The following is a 23,416-nucleotide window of genomic DNA, read 5'->3' as shown; positions in this document are numbered from 1 at the left end:
CTTGGGTAAAGTAGTGTGAACCATCTTGCTTGCAAGGGATCAGCTGCCAAAATACCTTAGATAACGTTAACTATAAGAGAATTGTACATGCTAAAGGTTACCGAACTTGGGAAGGTTGTGAGTACAGCCGCTGGAGATTTGGAGATACTGCAAGAAATCTCCTTTGGGCTGGCAAAAGGTGAAAGCCTGGCGATTGTTGGGGCATCTGGTTCGGGTAAATCAACCTTATTAGGCATTCTCGCTGGTTTAGATACGGCCAGTCATGGTGATGTTGAGTTAGCAGGGCAAAGTCTCCGTTCGCTAGATGAAGAGGGGCGAGCGGCGCTTCGAGCTGAATATGTAGGCTTTGTGTTTCAGTCCTTTCAACTTTTACCTGGGCTATCAGCCTTAGAAAACGTTATGTTGCCCTTAGAGTTACATGGCCATAAAGATGCCCAGCAGCAAGCCGAAAAGTTCCTACAGCGAGTTGGCTTGGAGCATCGCTTGAACCATTATCCCAAGCAACTATCTGGTGGAGAACAGCAGCGCGTTGCCATCGCGCGTGCTTTTGCCAATGAACCGACGATTTTATTTGCTGACGAGCCTACTGGTAATCTCGATGCTAAAACTGGCGCCACCATCATTGAGTTGTTGTTTGAACTGAACCAAGAGCAGGGTACCACCTTGGTTTTAGTGACCCACGAAGAGCGCCTAGCCGCTCGCTGTGAGCGTCGTATTACCTTAGAAGCTGGCCGTCTTGAAGTGACTGATGCGGCGGCAGAGGCCGTGCCATGTTGAGTTTGAAGCTACTCTGGCGCAATTGGCGCAGTGGTGAGCTTCGATTATTGGCGGCTGCTTTGCTATTGGCCGTGGCTGTTGTCAGTGCGATCGCCATTTTCACGCAACGCTTAGAAGGAGCTTTGATAAAACAAAGCAATACCTTTCTAGGTGCTGATCGGGTAGTGCGCTCATCCCGTCAATTACCTCCTGCCTGGTACGACAGCGCCGAAAAAGCCGGTTTACAACAGGCTCAAACACTCAGTTTTAACTCCATGAGCTTTGCTGGCGATGCGATGTATTTGGCCGATATCAAAGCGGTGAGTGATGCTTACCCCTTGCTTGGCGAGCTGGAAATTAGTGAAGAGCCTTTTAATCAGCAAAGCGACTCCCTGCAAAAGATTAAATCAGGCCCACCTAGAGGTGAGGTTTGGGTAGATTCACGTTTATTGCCGCTGTTAGGTATCGAGCTAGGTGGCCAGCTATTTATTGGTGAAGCTGAATTTACCGCCAGTAAGGTTATCGTTCGCGAGCCTGATCGCGGAGATAGTTTAAGCTTATTGGGTACACGCATCATGATGCATATCGATGATGTGCCCGCGACTGAGGTTATTCAGCCTGGAAGTCGCATCCGTTATAACTGGCTTCTCGCTGGAGAAGAGGCAGTATTGACGTCTTTTTTGGATTCCGCCAAAGAGCAGTTTAGTTCTCACGAACGTATTATCGATTTGCAATCTTCGCAGCGTGGTTTGGCGCGAACCTTAGACAGGGGCAAGCAATTTTTAGGCTTGGCGGCGATGATAGGTTTGTTACTCGCGGGCCTTGCGATAGCGATCGCCGCACAGCAGTTTGCTAGGCGACATACGGATCAAGTAGCACTGCTAAAAAGCTTAGGTGCCGGTGCTAATAAAATCCGTAGCTTGTATGCAAAACAGTTATTTGTTTTAGCGCTTATTGCCTCTGTTGGTGGACTGTTATTAGGTGAGCTATTGCAGCGTTTAATTGCTTCGGTAGTAAGTTCAATGTATCCATTGGATTTGGCCTTTGCTGGACTATTGCCATATGGCTTGGGGCTATTTACTGGCCTTTTATGCTTACTGTGTTTTGCTCTGCCGCCTTTGTGGAATTTGCCTACGATTCCTCCTATCCGTGTTTTACGCCGCGATATTCATATTGCCAGTGTATCTAGCTTTTGGCAGGCGGCACTGGGAATTATTGCGGTCTTTATTTTGGTCGCTGTCTACAGCCAAGATTTGATTTTAACCGCTGTGGTTATGTTAGGCTTTTTTGCGCTATTAAGTTTGGCCGCCTTGATTGCTTTACTTATGTTGAAGTTAGGTAGGGTTTGGGGTAGCCGAAGCGGTAGCAGTTGGCGATTAGCTTGGGCGAGCTTATTGCGTCACAGAGGCCAGACGGTTGCACAAATTTTAGTATTCGCCACGGCCATTATGCTGCTGCTGGTGATTTTTGTTGTCCGTACCAGTTTGATTGAGGAATGGCGATACAAGCTACCAGAGGAAGCACCCAACCACTTCTTGGTGAATATTGCCCAGCATGAAGTGGAGCCCATCAAACAGTTGTTCGCTGATGAGCAATTGGAATTGCAAGGCCTGTTTCCAATGGTTAGAGCACGCTTGGTGGAGATCAATAACAGCAAGCCTGGCGATAAAGTGAAAGAACAGGCTGAAGTGATGAATCGCGAAGCCAATCTAAGCTGGACGGACACTTTGCCGGATGATAATCAAATCTTAGAAGGAAAGTGGTGGCCCCAGCTGGAGTTGGACGGCAAAAAGCACTTTGTGTCGGTAGAAAAAGAAATTGCCCAAAGACTAAAGCTAAAACTGGGTGATCAGCTGAAGTTTAGTGTTGGCGGCTTGGCTCTAGAAGCGGAGGTGAGCAGCATTCGATCCTTAGAGTGGGATAGTATGCGTCCTAACTTTTACTTCCTTTTCTCTCCAGGTGCCCTAGATAGCTATGCGCCGACCTATCTCAGTAGCGTTTACATTCCGGCCCAACAAAAGCCAGTGATCAACAAGCTATTACGCCAATCGCCTACGGTATTGGTGGTGGAGCTGGATCTGGTTATTGAGCAGATTCAGAACTTAACGGCGCAGGTAAGTGATGGCGTAGAGCTGGTCTTGGTCTTGGTGCTACTCGCCGGTGTAATGGTTTTGCTAGCCGCGGTAAATGCCAGCATGGATTACCGCTTACAAGAGGCTGGAATTTTGCGTGCTTTAGGCAGCAGTCGCCGTCGGATTCTAGGCAGCACCGCTCTAGAGTTTATCTGCCTAGGGGCGTTAGCAGGATTGCTAGCCATGATTGGTGCCGAGCTGCTGTTACTGGCCATGCAGCAATGGGTATTGGAAACGCCGCTACAAGCGCACCCTGAGCTGTGGCTAGCTGGCCCCTTAATTGGTGCCATCATCGTTTGTTCTATGGGACTCTGGGCAAGCCGTAAAGTCGTCACGGCCCCGCCCATGCAAGTTTTACGAGAGCTTGCTTAAGAACAGAGTTGTACGTCATTATTCGACAATGCCTTACTGACAGCTGTTGACAGGGGGTTGTTGAATAATGGTCGCTCACTTAAGGCGCCGCTGAGCAAAACCTGCATCAATCAGAGCAGCCTTAAATTAAGCAATCCCAATAATAGGATTATTGGGTAGACGAGGATAACTTGATGATCAAACTGTATGGCTTTGGAAGCGCTTTTGGAATGCCGGACCCGTCTTCTTTTGTACTGAAAGTGGACTGCTATATGCGCATGGCTAATATCGATTTTGAGCGGGTAGACGGACAAGAGTACTTACGCAAAGCGCCAAAAGGGAAACTGCCGTACATTAATTGGGATGGCAAAGTCATTGCTGACTCTCAAGCTATTATCAATGCGCTGGATGAACATTATCACTCCCCATTAGAAGCGCAACTTAGTGAAGATCAAAAAGCTCAATCTTATTTGCTGACCAAATCTTTAGATGAAAATTTGTATTGGTGTTTGGTGCATTCACGTTGGATTCGCGACGACGGTTGGCCGACAACCAAAGACGCATTGTTTTCATCCTTACCTGCACCTTTGTCCACCTTAGTACCTATTATCGTTCGCCGTGGCATTCGTAAAACCTTGAACCAGCAAGGTTTGGGGCGTCACAGTGAAGAAGAAATCTTATCAATCGCTAAGCAATCTATTGATTCTTTGGCCGTTCTATTGGGAGACAAGCCGTATTTCTTTGGAGAGACAGCCAGTAATTTTGATGCAACAGCCTTTGGATTGTTAGCGCAGCTTGTGTTGTCGAATAGTGAAACGGCGATATCACCTTATGCCAAAGCCCATGCTAATTTAGTGGCGTATTGTGATCGAATTGCAAAAGCCTATTACCAAGAGGCTTTTTAAAGCCTTGTAGGGGCAGAGCTGTTAGAATTGCTAACGGGCAGGCGAGTAAGAAGAGTGCGTTGTGGGAATTGAATTAGAGTTTATAGCAAGGGTTCGCTCCCCTTATGTCGAGAAGTTCGCTATCCCCCGTCAACCTGGCCTGGCCCCTGGAATTCGATCCCGCATTGAGTTAATAGGTGAGTATGCCCAAGCTGATTGCTTGCAGGGTTTAGAGCAGTGTAGCCATATCTGGCTGCAGTTTATCTTTCATGAAAGCCAAGATACTCCCTGGAGGCCAAAAGTGCGACCACCTAGGCTGGGGGGGAATCGCAGCATGGGGGTGTTTGCGACGCGCTCTCCTGTTCGTCCTAATCCAATCGGTCTATCGGTTGCGAAGATTGAAAGTATTGATTTGCAAAACCCAGCCATTGAAGTTTCGGGGCTCGATCTTTTGGATCAAACTCCTATCCTCGATATCAAACCCTATGTTCCTTATGCTGACGCAATAACGGCTGCGCATAACGACTTTGCTACAGAGCCGCCGGCAAAGTTAGACGTTAGCTTTTCTGTACATGCTGCTAATGTTCTTGAAAATTTGGCTGACGATAGTTTGAAAGAAATCATTACTCAATTATTAGCGCAGGACCCAAGGCCTGCGTATCAGCGAGGCCAGACCAGTGATCGCGAATATGGTGTAAAGCTTCGCTCATTACTCTTAGAAGAAAGCTTTAATATTCGCTGGGTTTATAGACTTACTGAAAATGGGCTAGAGCAAATAAACGTTTTTTCTATCGAAAGAATTTAGCCCTTGCTTGATAAATAAGGCCACTGCTGCCATGTACCTATTGCATAGGTAAGGCCGTAAAAGGTGCAGATGGCGGAACTCCATATCCAAAAAGAGCTTTGAAACTCTGTGTTGAACGGCGCGATAAACAGAACAGATAGGCCGCGCAACAAATAGATCGTAGTAATCACTACAAGGGCGGTTCTTATCAAGGGCAGTCGCGGAGCTTTGCCTGCGGCTGATAATGCATAAAATCCCCAGCTGAACAAAACGGTGGCGATCCCTATAGTGATTAGGGTGGGTTGTAATTCACCGGCTTCGGCCATTTTTGCCATCGCTTCGCCTGCACCAAAGAAACGATACCAATCTGGCCCGCCAATAATAATAGCGATATGCAATGCCGCCGCTACCATGCTTAATACTGCAGCCATAAGTAGAAATTTATTATTGGGTAATAGTGGTTGCATAATATCTCTGTCCTAGTCAGTGGGTGGTAGATTAGGGCCTGTTAACACCAATTCGGCCGTCACTGCCGAACTTATTTCGTCGATTCGGCAAGGCAGGGTAAGCGTATTGTGGTCATTCCACAATAGCGAGCACTAACACAGCCGAGCGATGAAATAAGTCGGCCTTTATGCCATTTGGGTACGAAGGGTTAGGCTAAAATCGCCTTACTCGGTGTTGCTCGTTGCTTATTAGGAACGAGCAAACTACGCTCCTCGCGCCGTGATTAAGGCGATTTTAGCTCTAACAGTGATGGCCGAATTGGTGTTAACAGGCACTAGCCTGTTTTTAATGAATTTTCTCTATTTTCGGTATCTCAACTGTACAGATTCGTTTTAGCGACTAAACTGTGATGGCGTATTTTGTGGCCAGAGGTATTCAGGGCTTTGCTAGCGAATCAGACTTATGAGTACATCAAGGCTTTGGGTTAATATTGCCCTGTTTATATTTTGCTCTATTTTTGCGAGATTTGCATTTGCAGACTGCGCGGATAGCAAAGCAAACTCCCTTGCTAATTCTATCGACCCTGCCTGCCAAAATTACCAGCTAAGCGGTGAGTGGTCGGGTGTTTCGGGCGTGCTGATCCCACCTAAGCAAATCTCCTTATCTTCACATGACCATCTCGACCAAATAGCCAAATATATGATTCCAGGTTACTGGGACTTAAATAGCTTAGGTATTACTGAAAAAGAGCCCCGGGCTTACATTAGCCTTTGGACTGAAGTATCTCTTTCCGAAGAGCTTAAAGAGGGTGAGCGCTTAGCCCTGTGGCCAGGGCGCTTTCAATCGGCCTATCGCATTTACGTTGACGATGGGCGTGGGAACATTGTTAAGACCTACGATACTTTATCTGAATTTGTTCCAGAATCCGATCAGCCAATAACTGAATTACCCCAAGGGCGTGCTGCGGGGAAGCTTATGAATGGCGCTCACACCCAGCTGCCAAAACTGTACCCGGGTGCCAAAGTCATCATTCACATGTATAACGAAGACTTTAGAACCGGTGGTGCATCTCAGCCTCCGCTATTGGGTAATGCCGATATTTTATATCGCGAGATGATGCAGCGCTGGTCTTGGCATATTCTGTTTTTAGGAGCCTGCCTGTTGGTCGCCATCTACTCCGCTTCTCAAGCGCTCTTCAGTCGTAGCCGCCGGGCCATGTATGCTTTTTCGGTGGTGATGTCACTTGGTGCGGGTGTACGCCTTTTGGTGACAGGAAGTTTGCTTGCCTATTTTGTTCCTGGCTTAACCGTCGTCAGTCATTTCTATTTTACTTGGATTAGCTTTCTAGGATTATTGGCTATTTTTATTTATGGTCAAGCTCATATTTTACCCGAGGTGTTTGAATCTAGGCCTAAACTGAAAACCCTTAGTGTAGCCTTGGCTGTGTTGCCGATACTTTTGCTGCTGTGCATTCCTTTGGTCGACTTGCATCAGTTTCTATTACTAGGGCATGGTATGCGCTTGCTATATATCGCGCTTGCCTTGTTATATGTCGTATTTTTGATCTATCACGTGATCAGGTTTCCTTTTAAACAATGGATTCCCTTCGTGGGAATAATGCTGATTTTGATTGGGGGAACCTCAGACGCTCTCTACTATCGCCGCAATACCGACCCTTATATAGAGCTTTTTGCCATCGCCATGTTTACGTTTATAGCGGTGCAGGTAATGTATGTCGGTTGGGGTTATATGAAGTTACTAATCCGCGAAAAAGGCCTGAGCTTGCGTTTGCAAGAGCTCAATGAAAGTTTGGAACAACAAGTTAAGTCCCGTACTCAAGACTTGCAAGAGGCTAATAAACGCTTGGCGCTAGCGGCGACGACAGATGCCTTGACTAAACTTCCTAATCGCAGAGCTTTTGATTCCAGAATAGAACATGAGCTTGATCGAGCTAAGCGGGATCATAGTGAATTATGCCTTGCTATCGCCGATGCGGATTGGTTCAAAAGAGTAAATGATAAATATGGCCATGATTTTGGTGATCGAGTATTGCAGAAAATGGCAGAGTTTTTCTCCCAGCGATTACGAAGAACAGATTTTGTCGCCCGGATGGGCGGTGAAGAATTTGCGATAATTTTACCTGTAACCAACCTGCTTGCTGCTCAAAAGCTGATGGCTGAGCTGTGCGAAAACATTAAGCAGCTTAAGTTTGAAGGGCAACCCGATTTTACTGTCGGTATTAGCATAGGCGTGGCGCAGTGGCAGCCTAAAGAGAGCTTTGTGGGCTTATATCAACGTGCAGACAAAGCTCTGTATAATGCTAAACATTCTGGTAGGGGGACAGTGTGTGTTGATAATTCTTAAGCGACCCCATGCTAAAGCTTGTTTTTTACAGTATTCTCGAAGTAGCTGATCACTAAGCTTACAAAAAACAATGCGATACTAAGAACCCCCGCATAAAAACACAATCCAAGCGCCCAGCCCCAATTCAGTTGGCAAGTGTAAACGGCCAGTATCAGTAGTATGGCGCCTAAGTACTGCATGAGCTCTTGAACTCTTTTTCCGGGGTGGCGAAATTGACTCAAAAAAGGGATAACTTTCCAGTGTTTTGGCTTCGCAAAAGCCATGCAGGAAAGCCCTAAGCAGCTAATGATCAGTACAGCAAAAATAGTCATCGATATTCCCTTTATGCGACTGCACTATGTGCGTTTGAGGATCTAATCGGGCTCTGTTGTCGTTGCTCTTTTTTACTTAAGATGGCCCATAGCAGAAGGCTGATAGCTGCCATGCTAAGCATAACAACATCAGTCGCAACAAATAGAGTGTCGTTTTGCCAGCTGCTCTGACCTAGGCCTCGGTTCGTACTGAAGAAGTTGACGATAGGTACGGTGAAAAGCGCGATGCTGAGCACAAGAGTGAGCTTTTTCCACATAGCATCTTTTACCCAAAAGGCAGCCAGTACAAAACTCGCTAACCATGCCAAAAACATACTGTGAACCTCCCAATCGGCTCGCTGATCAAGCTCTATTGCCAATAGTCGATTGGATATCATAAAAATGCAAATTGAGATGGGGAGGCCGATAATAGTGCCGCCATTTACGATGTTGACTAACATCTGTTGTTTACTGAGCGCATGTGTAGGGCGTTTGCGTTTTTGGGCATAGTAAATTGCACCGGTAGCTACCATCAAAGTGCCTAATATTCCGGATAAGATATAGAGAAGCCTTAAAGCTGGCCCGGCAAATAAGCCTTCGTGCAAATTAATGAAGACATTGCGAGTTTGCAGGGCTCCACTTTGCTCTTTGCTAGATTCGAGCTTGCCACTGCGACCATCAAACTGAAGCTTGTTTTGTTCTTGAACTGGACCACTCAGGTGGGGGTTGACGAATATCTTAGCATTGCGATCATTTGGATTTTTAATTTCGATAAAGCGCACTAAGGCACCGTCGTTGATGGAGGCTTCAATATTTTGGCTCAATATGTCCATACCAACCAAGTTAGCACTTTCTCCGGCCGCTTTGACGCTAGATCGGCCGCGCATTTCATTGATATCAGCTCGCAGCGATTTGACATCGAAATCGTAGGCCGCTACGCCAACAAAGGGCATCCAAGTACTAATAGCGAAGATGAGTCCGCTATAGGTAATCATAAGCTGAAAGGGAAGGGACGCGATGCTGCTTAGATTATGCATATCAAGCCAGGCGGTTTTACCTTTTTGGGGGCGAAAGCTAAAGAAATCTTTAAACAATTTACGGTGAGCGACCACACCGGTAAGCAGGGCGATAAACATGGCTAAGGTGAAAATCCCCACTAAGCGAAAGCCCCAACCGCTCGGTAAATAGTGTAAGCGGTAATGCATTCGATATAAGGTTTGCCCGCCTGCCGTTTCTCTGTGATGGAGTTCTTCGCCAGTATCTCGGTTAATAAGCTCTCGACCGTTGCTTTTTTCTGAATCTCTCGGGTATCGCCAAGAGACTCTTAATTGTGGGTTGTCACGATGATTGGCAGGTGAAATAAACCAGCGTTCAGCATCGGCGGCATGAGCTTGAAGATAAGTTACCGCTGCACTGAGATCAGTTTCTAAACTGACTTCCTCGGCCGCACTCAGCTCAGGCTTCATCCAGCTATCAAGCTCGCTATCTAGGTAACCTAAAGTGCCGGTAACAAACATAAAGTAGAGCAACCAGCAAAACACTAGGCCTGCCCATGTGTGCAGCCATATCATTGAATGTCGGAAATCTTTTTTCATGGTATTCGTTTCTTAGAATTGTCGATCTAGCCTGCTAAATAACATAAGCCAGAACTGCGAAAATGAAAGTGAGCACTGATAGCTGTCGCCATAGTTTCTTCTGGGAGCGCACGCTAAATGCCCAGAGTATGATCACGCTGTAAATGAAAAATGCACTCAAAGAAGCGTATAGGCTTGCTTCAGACAAGTGTAGGCTGGTCCATCGATCTAGGGACTTCGCCATTACTACGCCAATCGCATTACTTGCCAGGTAACCGATAAGAATGGCTGCAATTAGGCGTAGCAACACCTGGCCATTGTAAGATCTAAAATATGCATTCAGTTTTTTCATTAGGTGTCAGCCCATTGACGTAGCAGATTAGCGTGACTTTTAGTGATTTTATCGAAAGCTTCTGTCTTGCCTTGCTGTTGCATTACATCGCGTCTTGCACAGTCCAAATCGTAGAGAATTTCACGTTTGCTGGCGTCACGCACATAGCTTTCTATCCATGTTAAGGCAACTCTTCTGGTGCCGTTTGTAACCGGCTTTACTTCATGCAGGGTAGTACTTGGATAAATAATGGCATCGCCAGCGGCAAGCTTAAATTCTAAGCCTTGCCCAAAGTAATCCATATGAAGTTCACCGCCTTGATAGCTTTTGGGGTCACTCAAAAAAATAGTGCAGGATAAGTCGCTGCGAGCGATCCCTTCTTTACCCATCAATGCGTCATCGGTGTGCATACCATAATGGCCGCCATCACGGCTTTCGCTGACCATAAAAGGCTGAATGTGCTTAGGGTAACTGGCGGTAGTGAATTTGGTATTTTGGCTGAGAGCGATACTAAGAAAATGATCAAGTTCGTCTTGCTGTTCTTGATTACCTTGCCATTGTCGATTTTGCTTTACTGTTTTTGCATGCCAGCCAGCAGTATTTTGGCCATCTTCGAAGTGGCCACTATCAATGAGTTTGTTAATAGCGGAAACTTGTTCAGTTGTTAATAAGCTATCTACGGTAATAATCATGTTTTATCTAAAATGTAGGTATTAGGTTACTTAAAAATTTGCGATTTATAATCGTAAACAGCGCAAGCCTTTGGGGGGCCTGCGCTGCCACTAGTTAAGGAGTTAGTTAAAAGCTGTAACTAACACTTAGGTTTACCGAGCGAGGATCGTTAGGTTGTACGGTTACCCAGTTTGCACCAGCTTCAGCACGGTTCTTATCAAAAGCGTTTCTTAGAACCAAGGAAGCATTGATGCTATCGGAGTCGTAGTAAACGCCCATATCCGCTTCAACATATTCCTCAAGAATATAGTTTCCATCGTAGCGGTCTGACTCGAATCGCACACCGCCACCAAGGCGGAAGTCTTCTAGATCACCTGTTAGTTGGTAAGTATTCCACCAAGCTAGACTGTGTTTTGGGGTATTAGAAGCCTGACGCCCTTCGCTGTTGCCAATGGTGTCATAGGCTCGAGTGAAGGCGTAACTGATATTACTTAGCCACTGATCGCTGATGGCTAAGCTTGCATCCCACTCTAATCCTTCTGAGCGGAAGCTTGCACCTTCTAGCTGGGTCAGGTGCCACACACCATCAATACGTTCAAACTTGGTGCTGTTAGATCGCTCTAAACGGAACAGAGTTACACCTGAGCTTAGGCGTTTGTCGAAGAAATCGCCTTTGACACCGATCTCGTAGTTATCACCCTCAACTGGTTGGAAGTTGGTTTTTCCTTGGCCGTATTGAGTAATCCAGCGTGCACTTACAGGGTCGTAAGAACGGCTGTAGGTAGCAAAAACATTAATATCGTCATTTAAGGCGTAAACGGCGCCAATATCCCAAATAGTATCGCTGAATTCTCCGCTATAGGAGTTACCACTGCGACTTTCCTGCTGTTCTTGTTTTACGTAGGCAAGGCCAGCAGCCAGCGTTAAATCACCGAAACTGATACGATCTTTTATATAGATATTGGTATCTTTTTCGTTGCGAGGCGTTAAGTCCACCTCCATTAAATCTGCGGGTACTGGACCAACGAGCTGCTGGCGAGGGTTTGATGCTGAAATGGTATTCTTGCCAACCGCATCGCTGTTGCTTTGAAACTTACGCGCAAAGCCTACGTCCATGTCACGATAGTTGGCACCCAGTAATAGGTGGTGCTCGATATCTCCAGTAGAAAATTTACCTTCGATAGCAGCATCATAAAGTACGTATTCATCATCGCCTTTGGCGTATACCCACTTACGATTGATTTCATCTTCGCCGATGCTATTGCCAAGTCCGCTGCTGTCGCTGATGTATAAATCTAGCGACTCAGATTCGGTCTCGTTTTTACGGGCTCGTAAACGCAAATCCCAATCAGTGTTTAATTCATGTTCAAATAAAACACTAAAACTGCGCGAAGAGTTATCGCCCTTGTCTTTGTTGCTACCGTAGTAATAGCTGCGGTTGACAGGCTTGCCGTAAGTGCTGACATCGCCGCTAAAGAAGTTGCTTTCGAACACGCCGTCGGCATAGCCGCTGCCGCCCGAGCGCTCTCGCTCAGAGCTTTCAATACGAGGTGTGATGCGAGTAGAGTCACCAACATTAAATGTCATAGCGACATCGATTAGTTTTTCATCAACACTGCGACCTTCTTGGAAGTGGTCTCCATCAGGGGTGTATTGCGCGATTACCCGATAGAGTACGTCCTCTTCGATCAGTGCCCCGGTGCTATCTAAGCCCAATGTGAAACGGTTAGAATCAAAGCTGCTGCCATCGGTCACATAGGAGCGGCTACCCAGGGCAAGAGTGGTTTTACTGTCCGCCTCTGGCTTTTTAGTGGTGATATTGATCATGCCACCGCCAACACCTGCACCGTAGAGTAAGCCCGCTGGACCACGCAAAAACGTTGTCGCTTCTGCGTTGAATGTGCTCGGTAAACGCGAACCTGTACCCGCTTCTCCCCCTTGAAGCGAGCGTAAGCCATCAACCATTACATTATCGATACTGGTGCGAACGCCGCGCGCCGTATAAGTACGGTCGGCAGGACCGTTACCGCGAAAGCCTGCAACATAGTCGAAAGCTTGGCGAACATTTTCCAGTGCCAAGTCTTTTAGTTGTTGTTCGCTTAATTGAGTGATTGAACGACCAGTTTCTTTAAATGACAAATTCATTTTACTGGCGGTAGGGCTTTTAACTTGCATTAGACCATCTTTGTGGCCAATAACTTTCAGCTCTTCGATCTGCGAATTTTTTTGCTGATCGGCTTGGGCTAGAGGGCTGATGGTGAGGGCAGAGAGCAAAGCTGTGCCCAGCATATTTTTCTGTTTTGTGTTCTTAAACGACATGTAACTGTAGTCTCCAATTAAATACCAAAAAACTTGGCTATCACAGCATTGTCGTGAGGCTTACTGGCGGCCCCATCTTTCGATTTGTGCGCACAGTATCATTAATGATAATCATTAACAAATATTAATTGTTACTATCTAGAGCGGGTGGTTAAAAGCAAGAATAGAAGCGGGCTAAATAAGAGGGGAATATGGCCATCAATTGCAGCAATAACAGGCGATGGCCATGATGCTTAATCGCTGATGGTTACACCAGTGGGTTTTAGGCGGTAAAGGGTCATGCCCTCTGTTACCGAGGCGGGGTCAAATTCAAGCTTATTTTCTTCAGCTCGGTGGGCTAAGTAGGCTTGAGTCTGCTCGATATTTAATTCCGTACTGTTTAATACGCCGGTCGCATAAGCTGTTTTTCCTCTAGCACTAATAGGAAAAACCATATCTCCGTCTTTTACCTTTACGATCAAGTTGTCGTATTGCTCGCCAGCACTTAACTCCATCCAGCAGCCTTTTTTATGGCAGACCTCTTTGATGATACCTTTTACGGTAATGGTCTGCTTATTGTAATTTTTCGGTGCCTGCATCACTTGCGCCAAATCTTCTAACTGATTCATTTGGGCGCCGCTGCCATATTGGGTATCAGCGAGAGTGCAGGCTGAGCTAATGGCCAAATAGATTGGAATGATAATTTTTAGGTGGTTCATCCTTAACTCCTTGGGCGAATTCGATGCGATTTTATCGTTAATATATTGCATAAGGCCATATTGATTATGGGTTTTACCTGCAAGAGGAGAGAAACTAGCCTACATCTTGTTGATAATTATTTGCATTTGGTGGTAGAGTTTCGGGCTCAAAATGTACCACAAGGCCGTCATCTGCATAGGCTGAACTCTGCTTGGCAAGCGGCGGTATCAAATAGGCACTGTATATTCAACACAGCAACTAGCTCGAGGAAGCTCCATGTTATTTAGCTCTAAGCGTTTTATTTTAAAAGCTATCGCTATGGCCGCGGTGCTATCGCCCAATCTTTATGCTGAAGGGGAGACTGAAAAGCAAGTCGTTACGCATTATGCCGATATTGCTCACGCGACCTTTGAGGATGCTTTACAAACTGCCAAGAAGTTAGCAAGAGCATTGCTAGTCTGCTGGCCTACCCTAGGGCAAAAGCGCCCCAGGGTTTAGGATTATTTAGTCTTTACTTGGGTCCGTTAGATCCTGCTCTTGTCGTAAATAGCCAGCCGCTTCCTCATCCTGTTGGATAAGGTTAGCTTGATTTTGCATCGGGATAGCGCGGGACTGTTGATTGATGTCGTGAATCTGAGAAGCATTGTGCAGATCACGTTCGCTGGTAATCGCTGCGATAGATTCGCGATCTTTCAAGAAGCCGATAACGTCACCACGAATACTGGCCAGCTCTTGATCGTTTTTATGCATTTCCAAAATATAACGTGGGTGCTCTAAGTTGCGCATACCGCTGGCGGCGAAGGTGCTGGAAACGATACGGCTGACAATGACCCATGGGGTAATGCTAGAGCGCACCAAGGTATTTTCTGAGCGGGTAGAATCGTGAATGCTGGTGCCGGTGGATATTTTCGATTCGGTAAATGTACCTTCCACTTTTACATAGATTAGGTGGCTCTCAAATTGCATTTCCGCAAAGAAAACATGGGCTGCATTACTTAAGATGCGCGCAAAAGCACGAATAAATACCGCCGCTAAAAACACATGAATAACCGAGCCGGCCAGTGTTGACAGCTCCGTAATTTGAGTATCACTAAGGGCAGAGCCTAAACGCTTAAAGCCAATGTCATTAATGTAGTTGTAAAGCTCACCCACATTAAATGCTAGCCAAACAGTTAATAGGGAGGCTAGCAAAAAGCCGATATTGCCTGTAATTAGGCTAAGCATACGGCTGCTATTAAAAGCTGGACCTAAATCCATCGCTTTAAATTTAGGTTGCACTTCTTGAATCATCTCGCCAAAAAACTTGCCTTTACCTTCTACCTGCTCTTCAAGGTTGGGTTCTAACTCTTGATAAACACGGTTAGGCACCTCTTTATAACGGCGATTAGCCATGACCAAATTGTCGAGATTAATAAAAATCTCATTGGGGTGAACAGATTCCTGCCAGTTCTCTCTAAGCTCTGAAACTTCGGCCTTAGGGTCACAATAGGCTAAACGCTTTTTCAACATCAAGGCACAGAGAATAGTTACGATAACGGCGGCTACACTTATGCCTAGAAGATAAGCCCAGGTGTTGGGCGCCGGCAGCCAAGCCAAAGTTTCGCCCAGTTTAAGCGTGCTCCAACCACTGGCCTTTAAGGCGAATGACAAAGCCAAGCCAACGATGACAGGCAGCAATATAGCGCCGGCGACTACTTTCGTCAGCTCTTTACCGCCTAAGCTAGAAATACGTTTATCCGCTGTGCGATTAATATCTTTTCCTGCAGCGCGCCAAACTAATAATAAGTAGATGGTCAAGGCTACAGAATAGGCAGGGAAGGCAAACTCTCCAATATCGCCTGCAAAGCCTGCCAGCGAGACAAAAGCTGTTAGGGCGTAGGCAATAAGCGCGACAGCGGTTCTAACCCAAGCACCAAAAAGATGTTGTGCCATATTGCGAACTGGGTAGGGCATAAAGGTAAGTTTTGGAAACACGCTGTGCATAAAGCGGGCGACAATACCTTCTGGTTCTACAAAGGTGGAATTCTTACGGCCCACCAGCATCTCGGTAAGGCCTTGGCGGGTATAAGCGAGATGGTCGTATTCTTCCTTGGCGGTACTGGCTTCTGAATGACTAAAGTTCTGCGCCAGTGAAGTTGGGTGATTACGACCAACAAAGAATCGCAATGTAGCGATGATACCACTGGCACAAAAGCGAATGCCGCTGGCTAATAGAAATAAACCGAACAGCACCAAGATCCATCCGATACCAGCATTTTCTTTAACAACAGCGGCCGCTTTAAATAGTAGGAACACGCCCATCACTACTTCGGCAGCCCCTCGAATTGCAGTTACCGCCCCTTCCTTTTTAAAGGGGTTTCTGAGTCCGAGATCAATCGAGCCGTAATCAAAAGCCATTTTGACATCCTTAGCCTATATTAGAGAAACGGCGCTTAGTGTGCCCCAGGGCCGCTTGACCATCAAGCTTCCATTTTCACAATAAAGTGCTCGAAAAGTGATCAGTTTTTGGGGCGTGTGATGTCATTTCACGTTTTATAATCTCAATTAGCTAAGGCTGTGCTCAGCGCTTGATATAGGCTGCGTTGATCATGAAGGGTCGTGGATGTGATATCTGAATCTCATGATTGATTATAAAGTGCTAGTTTGTAATTTATCTGGTTAATAACTAAGCGTTAATTGTATGAATGGTGGACTCGGGCCCCAACTTAAGTGTGTTAGCTTTAACTAAGATACTCAGGGGAAACGGGGAGGCGCTCAAGCCCCATTAGCCTGAATAGCTGTGATTACGAGTCTAGTGAGTCAGGTTAAAGATGCGAAATAAGAATAAAGCATGGCTGCTGTTAATTTCTATGTTTGCCGCCACCATAATCAGTGGGGCACCCCAGCTTTGGGCAGAAGGGCTTCCAGATCTTTTATCCAAGATTGAAAAAGAGCGTTTTCTGATGAAGTCCGATTTGCAAGAGAGGCAAAAGCTTGAAGCCTATATTGAGCAACTTCCATCATACTCTCTTGCTATTCAAGGTGAGTTCTATCTTTATTATCAAAACGCGCTTGTACGAACAGGAAAGCTGCAAGAGTCAATTGACGCACGGCGAAAGCTACTTGCTATCCATGAGCAATCTCCGGTTTCTCCTTCCTTTCTTCGCTATAGCAAGATGTTGCTAGGCTTGGCCTATGCCAATTTGTCTAAGGGTGATCAGTCCAAACCGTGGTTGATCGAAGTTATACAAGATGCCGAAGCTACAGGTGATTATCAGATTGCGTTTCACAGTGCTCTGATATTGGGTGATGTTTACTCTGGGGAAAAGAATTTTTCGCAAGCTTTTGCAAGTTACCAAAAGGCCCAGGCAATGCTATCGGAAAAAATGTTGCCTAATAATAAGAAGCAGCAGGGCTATGCATGGCAGGCAGAAATGAACTATCGGACTGGCTATGTATATAGGCATATGTGGCGTGATGCCGATGCTGCAGATTTTTTTAAACGGGCCTTAGAGTTTGACAGGTTAACCGGAAATGCTCGAAATATTAAATATGATCTGAATCAAATTGCAGATGCCTATTATCGTCTGGGTAACTTTGAACAAGCCATTGTTTATTACAAGCAGCTCGAAGAGAGCCTGCAGCAATCTAAAACGGCTGATAAAGGGCGGCATTTAGATTTTGCTAGCTCTATGGTTAATTTCTTTGTAAAACAAAACAGACTAGATTCCGCAAAGATCTACTTGGAGAAAGCTCAAAAGGTATTTTCATTGGTTCAGTCTACCTCAATAAGAATTCGCTATTTTTTGGCAAGGTCGAACTATTCTCTTTTGTCGGGAGATTTTAAAGCAGTGCTAGAAAACTGCCAAGCCATCGAAGCAGAACTTACAGAGAAATCCTGGGCTGAATATGGCAGCGAAATGTTACGGCTTAGGGCCGAGGCTTATTATGGTTTAGGAGAATACCAACAATCGGCTGAGCTCTTTGAAAGGGTGCATCAGTTGTATCTTGAGCGCAGTGATCATGTGCGCTTGATGACGGCTGAAGTAGAGCGGGCTCGTTTTGATTTCGAGGCTGAAACTTTAAAAGTAGAGCGCTTAATGCAAGATAATCAATTCAAAGAGCTTGAGCTGAAGTCAGAAAAAGACAAGTTTCGAGTTTCTGTGCTCATTATTGTGTTGGCTTTATTGCTCATTTTATCTTTGGTAGCCATGATGGTTATTGCCTTAAGAAATGAAAAGAAATTAAAGTTTCTAGCCGAGTATGATGCCTTGACCTCGGTGCCAAACCGTCGGTCTATTATTGCATTTGGTGAGCAGTTGTCTGATGCTGGAGGGCAGTTCTCCGTATTGCTAATCGATGTTGATCACTTTAAAAATATTAACGATAGTTTTGGTCATGCTCAGGGTGATAGGGTGCTTCAATACATAGCATTGGTGGCTTCTAGCTTCTGCAGTGAGTCGGTGCGCTTTGGCCGCTTGGGTGGTGAAGAGTTCCTTTTTGTTGTTAATAGTGATGCCGAAAATGTGGCCTTGTCACTTGCCTGTTCCTTCTCCGATAAGTTAAAAGAAAAAGTGGTGGGTGGAATTAAGTGCCCTACTGTAAGCGTGGGGGTGGCGTTTAGGTCGGAACTCTCCTTGAGTTTTGGTAAGCTTTTGGAGCAAGCTGATGAAGCGCTCTATCAGGCCAAAAGTAATGGTAGAGACTGTGTCAAACAGTATTGTGCAAGCGAGGCAAAGCAGCTGTTTGATCAGCAATCAAATAGCACGGCGGTGTAAGATGGCATAGTTAATTTTTAATGGGCTTCAATTACTATCTTTTACCCAGCGTTTAGCTGCTACAAAAGGCTCAAATCAAGCAGTATTGAGAATGAGTTAATGATTGAAAGAATGCACAGTATTGGAACCGATAAGGCAACTGCAGTACAAAAATCATTTGGCCTAAAGCCTCAAGTTTACTGCAGTGGTAGATAGCCCAGCTTAAGCTAAGTAAATCCGAATGTGGCTGGGCACTAAGCCCTAAAAACCAGAAAATTGAGAGAAGCCTGATACGGCTTCGCGCTCTGTACGCAAGCTGTTAACGGCTTTACTCTTATCTGGGTGTCCCAGCGCGAGACCAGCGTATATAACGTCTTTGTCATCTAACTGTAAATGGCTGTGTAAAGAGTTGCGAACCATTGCCCAAATCTCCTGCATACAAGTGCCATATCCCTTGGCATGGGCGACTAGGCAGACTGTCTGCATAAACATACCGAGCGATGCCCATTGGTTGCGGCCGTGAACACGATCGATGGTAAAAAAGATAGCTACCGGTGCGCCGTAGAAATTAAAGTTATCGACTGCCCAAGCTTGGCGTGCGGCTTCGTCTTGTCTTTCTATACCCATAAGTTCATACATGGCTTTGCCCACGCCAGCACGGCGATCCTGATATTTTTGCGGCAGATTGTCAGGGTATACCGGAAACTCATCGGCTTCTCCAGCAGGGTTTTTCATTAGCGTGTTTAGAGCTAAGTCGGTAGCTGCTTTGCGAGAGTCACCAGCGAGAACCACGGTGCCCCATGGTTGAAGGTTAGAGCTTGAAGGCGAGAAGCGCGCAATATCTAGTATCTCTTCCACCTCGGCCTGGCTGATCGGAGTATCAAGAAAGGCGCGCGTAGAAATGCGAGTTTTAATTGCGTCGATAGTATCCATAAAAATCCTGCGTTAATAGAGTTTGTGATTTCTCTATACTCCTTGGGCGACGATAAGCTGTAAAGTGTGATTTGGAACAGTTAGTGTGTCAGATGCGATGCGCAAGAGCAGTATTTGTTATACTCCCTTATTTGCTTGCAGAGACTTTGTCTAATCACTTTGCAACTGCAAAGTACCTTGCCACTGGAGATAAAAATGCCCCACTGCATTATTGAACATTCTGAAAACCTTAGCGCTGAGCCACTTATAGAGACTGTGTTCGATACTGTTGTCGCTTCAGGTCTATTTTCAAAAAACGGGGATGATGTAAAGCTTCGGGCGGCTAAATATAGTGACTATAAAGTAGGCAATAGCTCGAGGGGTTTTGTACATATTGTTTTGAAGATTCTATTGGGGCGCAGCACTGAGCAAAAAACTGAATTGGCCAAGATAGTTTTAGGTGGCCTGCAAGGCCTAGCAATTAAAAATTGCTCTTTTACGGTGGAGGTGGTTGATATGGATACACCGAGCTATGCGAAACTGGAAAACTAGTATGCGTTTGTTTTTGCTTGTACTGCTGCTAGGGTGCTCTGCCTTCTCTCATGCTGAGCTGAGTTTAGCTAAGGTGAAAGGCCTAAGTATAGAGTATGAAATTACAGGCCAGGGGCGGCCGGTGATTTTTCTTGAGGCAGGAGGCTCAGCGGGTTTAAGTGATTGGGAGTCGGTTGTAGAAGGTTTTGCAAAGCTAGGAACCGTCATACGATATTCTCGAGTTGGTAATGGCAATTCACAAAAACTACGTAAAAACTACAGCTCAGAAGAGTATGCCCAAGAGGCACTGTTATTGCTCAAAGAGTTGAAAGTCGACGAACCCGTAGTGTATGTGGCGCATTCATACGGAGCCTATATCGCAAGAGTCTTTGCTGCAGCCTATCCCGATAAAATCTCTGCGCTGATGTTGATTGAGCCTGCCTCAGAACATGATGTAGATATAATGCGCGAAATAGACCTTGCTCAAGCTGAGAAAGAAATTGCGCAAATTAAACGCGATGATATGGCTAATGGGATGTCGAATCAGTACCTCGACTTTTGGGCTAAACGCCCCCTACCTGATTACCCTGCGATCCCTGATGTTCCTGTGACGGTTATTGCTTCAGTTAAGAAATATGAGAACCCTGCGGTATTATTCTTTAGCGATGAAGGGCGAGAGAAGTGGGGAATGCTGCATAAACAATGGGCCGAATCTTTTCCCCGGGGGCAGGTCGTGCTAACTAAAAAAAGTTATCATTATCCGCAGTTCGATGAACCTGAAATGGTGATTCATGAACTGCAGCGTTTGATCGAGAGAACTCTTCAATAGGGGCTTTATTTCGGGGTTTAAGTTAGCGTTAATTTGCTGGAAACTGTTGGCCAATCGCACGCAGCAGCTCAAACGTCGCCATTTCTTTATTGCTCGCTTCACCTTCAGTCGTGCCGTACTCGGAATTCGCCGATAGTTTTACGATGACTAAATCGCGGCTAGGGTTTACATAGATAAATTGGTTGTAGACCCCAATGGCAGAGTATTCACCTTCCTTGCCCTCAGGTATCCACCATTGGTAGCCATAACCTAGCGGAAACAATTCATGAATACCTGGGCGCAAGTGAGGAGCTTGTACCGTGGTGGATTTTTCGATCCATTGTGGACTTAAAAGTTGCTTACCTTGCCATAAGCCATTTAAACGATAGAGCTCGCCCAGTTTGGCATAATCCCTGGCCGTAGCGTTCAGCCCCGCAAAAGCCATTTCAACATTGAAATCATCAATTAGCCAATAGCCCGGTGAATTCATGCCCAATGGCTGCCATACCTTTTCCTGCAGGTAATCTGTTACAGAGCGGCCTGTAGCCGCGGCTAGTAGCATACCTAAAGCTTGGGTGTCGGCGGAATTATAGTGATTCACAGTACCTGGAGTATTTTCGCTGATTAGGCTGGGTACAAATTCATCGAGCGAGCCACCCATGGCCATGATTCTACCTAAGCGCAATACGTCTGAATCAGGGTTGCTATAGTCCTCATTCCAGGCGGCGCCGGAAGACATTTGCAACACATGCTCAACCGTGGCTTGATCATAAGCCGAACCTTTGAGGCTAGGCAGGTAGTCGATAATGGGTTTTTGCACATCGATGGAACCTTCGCCAACAGCTATGCCAATACCGGTGGCGATAAAACTCTTTGCGACCGACATAGATAGCCAGTTAACATCTGGGCCGCCACTTAGCCAGTATCGTTCAAAGCGAATATTGCCCTGATGAATCACCAATAAAGCAGAAGTGTCAGTATCGCTAATAAACTGCTCGCTGGAGTAGCGTATGCCATCGTAACTAAAATGCTCCGGTAAAGTGATCTCTGTGCCCTTAGCAAAAGTATAGGGAGTAGGAGAGGGGCTCATGGTGCTAACGGGGAATATCTCCGCTAGGCGGCCAAAGGTTTGATATTGCTCTTGGCCATTAAATAACGACGCGACAAAATGAGCACGCTGTATATCGCGCTTAAAATATAATCCAGCGGCTATTAGCACCAGCAAGGTGACGCTGAGGCCTATAATTAATGGTTTTTTCATAGTCTTATCCATACTACATTGAGCCCTTTGGGCTTGATCATTTACTTGGCTAAGGTTTAATGTAACAAAAATGGCCGAGCAAAATTTATGGGCTTGGCCATAAAAGTTATGCGAATAGTCGCGTGGAAGACTCGATGACAGATAAGAAAGAACGGCGCTCTCAGAATCTACCCTTTTCAGATCCAAGTCGATATCAACAGCGAGATGCTAATCATTACATTGAGCATGACACCCACAACGAAGTGGGCTATGAAGCGCTGTATCAGCTGCCTGGGAAAATTTTGCTGCGAGTTCTAGATCTAAAAAGTTGCAGTGGAGAAGCTGCGGCGATAAGCATTCCACAAGAGCAGTTGGTGTTTTGTTTCAAAACCGCCGGTGAGAATGTGCTTCAAGCAGATGGTGTGGATGTGCGCATGGGGCCAGGACGCTTTCTGATGGGCTATGGTGGAGGCGGCGAAAAAATCACCGACCAAGCCGATGCCGGGCAGCCTTACCAGTTACTGATGTTGGTCTGCCCGCCTAGTGTCTTTAATGAGATGCCCTTTGCTATAGAAAACGAACAACTGCCCCAAGCTATCTTGCAAGCTACTGCAGGTGAAGATCGTTATGTAAGCAGTTATGCCATGGGAACTCAAATGCTTGCGGCTGCAAAGTCCTTATTTGAGCAAAAGGAAAGGGGGCCATGGAATATGGCTTTCTTGCAGGCTAAATCGACAGAGCTGCTATGTTATGCCATCGATGAAATAGGGCGGCACGAGTTGCAAGAGCAATGTAAGCAAGTTTCGCCTCGGGAGCTAGAACAAATACGAGAAGCCCAAGATATTTTGCAATTAGAAATGCAAACACCGCCAACCCAAGATGAGTTGGTAAAACGCTTAGGTATTGGTAAAACTCGTTTAAAAAACTGTTTTAAAGCCGTAACTGGCTGCTCCATGAGTGATTACCTTTTATCGCTACGCATGCAAAAGGCTCAGCAGCAGCTTCATATTGGCGATCTTTCTGTAGCTCAGATTGCAGAATCTATAGGCTATGAGCACGCTGGTAATTTTGTTGCAGCCTTCAAGCGGCGTTTTGGTACCACACCAAAAGCCTACCAGAAGGCATTGCAGTCATTAGCGGATTGATCGTAGTTGCCTACGCTATATCGGATCAACTTTGTGCATATCTACGGATTTGACCATATCCTTGGTGGCCGCTAAATAGGCGGCCATATGCTCTGAATTGGCGTGCGCCAAGAAGGCGTCTTTATCTTGGTAGCATTCCTGCACATAGAACATAGTAGGGGCCTTGCGATCTTGATAGAACTGATAACGCAGGCAGCCAGGTTCTTGGCGGGTAATCTCTTGGGCTTTATGCATCTCGGCTTTTAAAGCTTCGATACTTTCTTCATGGGCGCTGACGCGGACTAAAAGGTTAACTTCTGACATCTACTGCTCGCTTAATTGTTTGAGTGAACGATCGTTCGATATTATTGCTAAAGCAGGGCAAAGGCAAGTGGAGTTGAGTATTAATGGAAAAGAGCAGCTCTGCTGCCATAAAAAAGGGGGCGTATTATGCGCCCCCTTTTTGGGGTTTATAGCTTAGAT

Annotated in this window: 21 protein-coding genes; 10 read left to right on the top strand and 11 right to left on the bottom strand. The window is 45.9% G+C overall.

All coding sequences use genetic code 11. The features are described 5' to 3' along the window. Positions 1 to 87: 87 nt before the first annotated feature. From Q1A41_RS11330 to tsaA, 4 genes are all read left to right on the top strand, one after another. Positions 88 to 777, top strand: a complete 690-nt coding sequence (locus tag Q1A41_RS11330; RefSeq protein ID WP_299978738.1) for an ABC transporter ATP-binding protein — start codon at positions 88 to 90, stop codon at positions 775 to 777. Next, positions 771 to 3,260, top strand: coding sequence for an FtsX-like permease family protein (locus tag Q1A41_RS11325; protein WP_299978735.1), 2,490 nt, complete (start codon positions 771 to 773; stop codon positions 3,258 to 3,260). Before Q1A41_RS11330 ends, Q1A41_RS11325 begins: the two co-directional genes overlap by 7 nt. A gap of 173 nt (positions 3,261 to 3,433) precedes the next feature. After that, the gene (locus Q1A41_RS11320; protein ID WP_299978732.1) at positions 3,434 to 4,144 is read left to right on the top strand and encodes a glutathione S-transferase C-terminal domain-containing protein; all 711 of its coding nucleotides are present in this window, start codon (positions 3,434 to 3,436) and stop codon (positions 4,142 to 4,144) included. A gap of 61 nt (positions 4,145 to 4,205) precedes the next feature. Further along, the gene (tsaA, locus tag Q1A41_RS11315) at positions 4,206 to 4,928 is read left to right on the top strand and encodes a tRNA (N6-threonylcarbamoyladenosine(37)-N6)-methyltransferase TrmO (RefSeq protein ID WP_299978731.1); all 723 of its coding nucleotides are present in this window, start codon (positions 4,206 to 4,208) and stop codon (positions 4,926 to 4,928) included. On the opposite strand, the gene Q1A41_RS11310 is transcribed toward tsaA, so the two are convergent. After that, a complete protein-coding gene (locus tag Q1A41_RS11310) occupies positions 4,925 to 5,374 on the bottom strand; it encodes a hypothetical protein (RefSeq protein ID WP_299978728.1) in 450 nt (149 codons plus the stop codon). The two genes, tsaA and Q1A41_RS11310, sit on opposite strands and share 4 nt — an antisense overlap. Positions 5,375 to 5,816: 442 nt before the next feature. Between Q1A41_RS11310 and Q1A41_RS11305 the strand changes: the two genes are divergently transcribed. After that, positions 5,817 to 7,718, top strand: coding sequence for a GGDEF domain-containing protein (locus tag Q1A41_RS11305; protein ID WP_299978725.1), 1,902 nt, complete (start codon positions 5,817 to 5,819; stop codon positions 7,716 to 7,718). Between the two features lie 11 nt (positions 7,719 to 7,729). On the opposite strand, the gene Q1A41_RS11300 is transcribed toward Q1A41_RS11305, so the two are convergent. The 6 genes from Q1A41_RS11300 to Q1A41_RS11275 all read right to left on the bottom strand — a co-directional run bounded on the left by Q1A41_RS11300 (position 7,730) and on the right by Q1A41_RS11275 (position 13,602). Then, on the bottom strand, positions 7,730 to 8,029 hold the full coding sequence (locus Q1A41_RS11300) for a DUF3325 family protein (RefSeq protein WP_299978722.1): 300 nt from the start codon (positions 8,027 to 8,029) through the stop codon (positions 7,730 to 7,732). Between the two features lie 11 nt (positions 8,030 to 8,040). Beyond that, entirely contained in the window at positions 8,041 to 9,603 is a 1,563-nt protein-coding gene (locus Q1A41_RS11295) for a PepSY-associated TM helix domain-containing protein (RefSeq protein ID WP_299978719.1), read from the bottom strand. A gap of 34 nt (positions 9,604 to 9,637) precedes the next feature. Further along, a complete protein-coding gene (locus Q1A41_RS11290; RefSeq protein ID WP_299978718.1) occupies positions 9,638 to 9,934 on the bottom strand; it encodes a hypothetical protein in 297 nt (98 codons plus the stop codon). After that, positions 9,934 to 10,605 carry a Fe2+-dependent dioxygenase gene (locus tag Q1A41_RS11285; RefSeq protein WP_299978715.1) on the bottom strand — a complete coding sequence of 224 codons (672 nt, stop codon included), beginning with the start codon at positions 10,603 to 10,605 and terminating at the stop codon, positions 9,934 to 9,936. The genes Q1A41_RS11290 and Q1A41_RS11285 overlap by 1 nt, the downstream gene beginning before the upstream one ends. Positions 10,606 to 10,711: 106 nt before the next feature. Further along, positions 10,712 to 12,904, bottom strand: a complete 2,193-nt coding sequence (locus Q1A41_RS11280) for a TonB-dependent receptor (protein WP_299978712.1) — start codon at positions 12,902 to 12,904, stop codon at positions 10,712 to 10,714. 233 nt (positions 12,905 to 13,137) lie between these two features. Further along, a complete protein-coding gene (locus Q1A41_RS11275) occupies positions 13,138 to 13,602 on the bottom strand; it encodes a DUF4920 domain-containing protein (protein ID WP_299978709.1) in 465 nt (154 codons plus the stop codon). A 256-nt stretch (positions 13,603 to 13,858) separates the two neighbouring features. Between Q1A41_RS11275 and Q1A41_RS11270 the strand changes: the two genes are divergently transcribed. Then, positions 13,859 to 14,080, top strand: a complete 222-nt coding sequence (locus Q1A41_RS11270) for a hypothetical protein (protein ID WP_299978706.1) — start codon at positions 13,859 to 13,861, stop codon at positions 14,078 to 14,080. Positions 14,081 to 14,086: 6 nt separating this feature from the next. Here Q1A41_RS11270 and Q1A41_RS11265 read toward each other — a convergent pair whose 3' ends face one another. Continuing rightward, on the bottom strand, positions 14,087 to 15,979 hold the full coding sequence (locus tag Q1A41_RS11265; RefSeq protein WP_299978702.1) for a hypothetical protein: 1,893 nt from the start codon (positions 15,977 to 15,979) through the stop codon (positions 14,087 to 14,089). Positions 15,980 to 16,392: 413 nt separating this feature from the next. Between Q1A41_RS11265 and Q1A41_RS11260 the strand changes: the two genes are divergently transcribed. Beyond that, positions 16,393 to 18,339, top strand: a complete 1,947-nt coding sequence (locus Q1A41_RS11260) for a tetratricopeptide repeat-containing diguanylate cyclase (RefSeq protein WP_299978699.1) — start codon at positions 16,393 to 16,395, stop codon at positions 18,337 to 18,339. Positions 18,340 to 18,579: 240 nt separating this feature from the next. Here Q1A41_RS11260 and Q1A41_RS11255 read toward each other — a convergent pair whose 3' ends face one another. Next, positions 18,580 to 19,251 (bottom strand): nitroreductase, encoded by a 672-nt coding sequence (locus Q1A41_RS11255; protein WP_299978696.1) that lies wholly within the window; start codon positions 19,249 to 19,251, stop codon positions 18,580 to 18,582. 195 nt (positions 19,252 to 19,446) lie between these two features. On the opposite strand from Q1A41_RS11255, the gene Q1A41_RS11250 reads away from it, so the two are divergent. Both Q1A41_RS11250 and Q1A41_RS11245 read left to right on the top strand, forming a co-directional pair. Continuing rightward, on the top strand, positions 19,447 to 19,782 hold the full coding sequence (locus Q1A41_RS11250; protein WP_299978693.1) for a 5-carboxymethyl-2-hydroxymuconate Delta-isomerase: 336 nt from the start codon (positions 19,447 to 19,449) through the stop codon (positions 19,780 to 19,782). Position 19,783: 1 nt separating this feature from the next. Beyond that, the gene (locus Q1A41_RS11245; protein ID WP_299978690.1) at positions 19,784 to 20,590 is read left to right on the top strand and encodes an alpha/beta fold hydrolase; all 807 of its coding nucleotides are present in this window, start codon (positions 19,784 to 19,786) and stop codon (positions 20,588 to 20,590) included. 28 nt (positions 20,591 to 20,618) lie between these two features. Here the strand turns inward: Q1A41_RS11245 and Q1A41_RS11240 are convergent, their stop codons facing one another. Then, positions 20,619 to 21,830 (bottom strand): serine hydrolase, encoded by a 1,212-nt coding sequence (locus Q1A41_RS11240; protein ID WP_299978687.1) that lies wholly within the window; start codon positions 21,828 to 21,830, stop codon positions 20,619 to 20,621. 134 nt (positions 21,831 to 21,964) lie between these two features. Between Q1A41_RS11240 and Q1A41_RS11235 the strand changes: the two genes are divergently transcribed. Then, the gene (locus Q1A41_RS11235) at positions 21,965 to 22,954 is read left to right on the top strand and encodes an AraC family transcriptional regulator (RefSeq protein WP_299978684.1); all 990 of its coding nucleotides are present in this window, start codon (positions 21,965 to 21,967) and stop codon (positions 22,952 to 22,954) included. 15 nt (positions 22,955 to 22,969) lie between these two features. Here the strand turns inward: Q1A41_RS11235 and Q1A41_RS11230 are convergent, their stop codons facing one another. Then, the gene (locus tag Q1A41_RS11230; RefSeq protein WP_299978681.1) at positions 22,970 to 23,257 is read right to left on the bottom strand and encodes a putative quinol monooxygenase; all 288 of its coding nucleotides are present in this window, start codon (positions 23,255 to 23,257) and stop codon (positions 22,970 to 22,972) included. Between the last annotated feature and the right edge of the window lie 159 nt (positions 23,258 to 23,416).

The organism is uncultured Pseudoteredinibacter sp., assembly GCF_947502065.1.
In the GTDB taxonomy this organism is placed as follows: Bacteria; Pseudomonadota; Gammaproteobacteria; order Pseudomonadales; family Cellvibrionaceae; genus Pseudoteredinibacter.
Note: the sequence above shows the minus strand (reverse complement) of the source record. Positions and strands in the feature narration are given on the sequence as shown.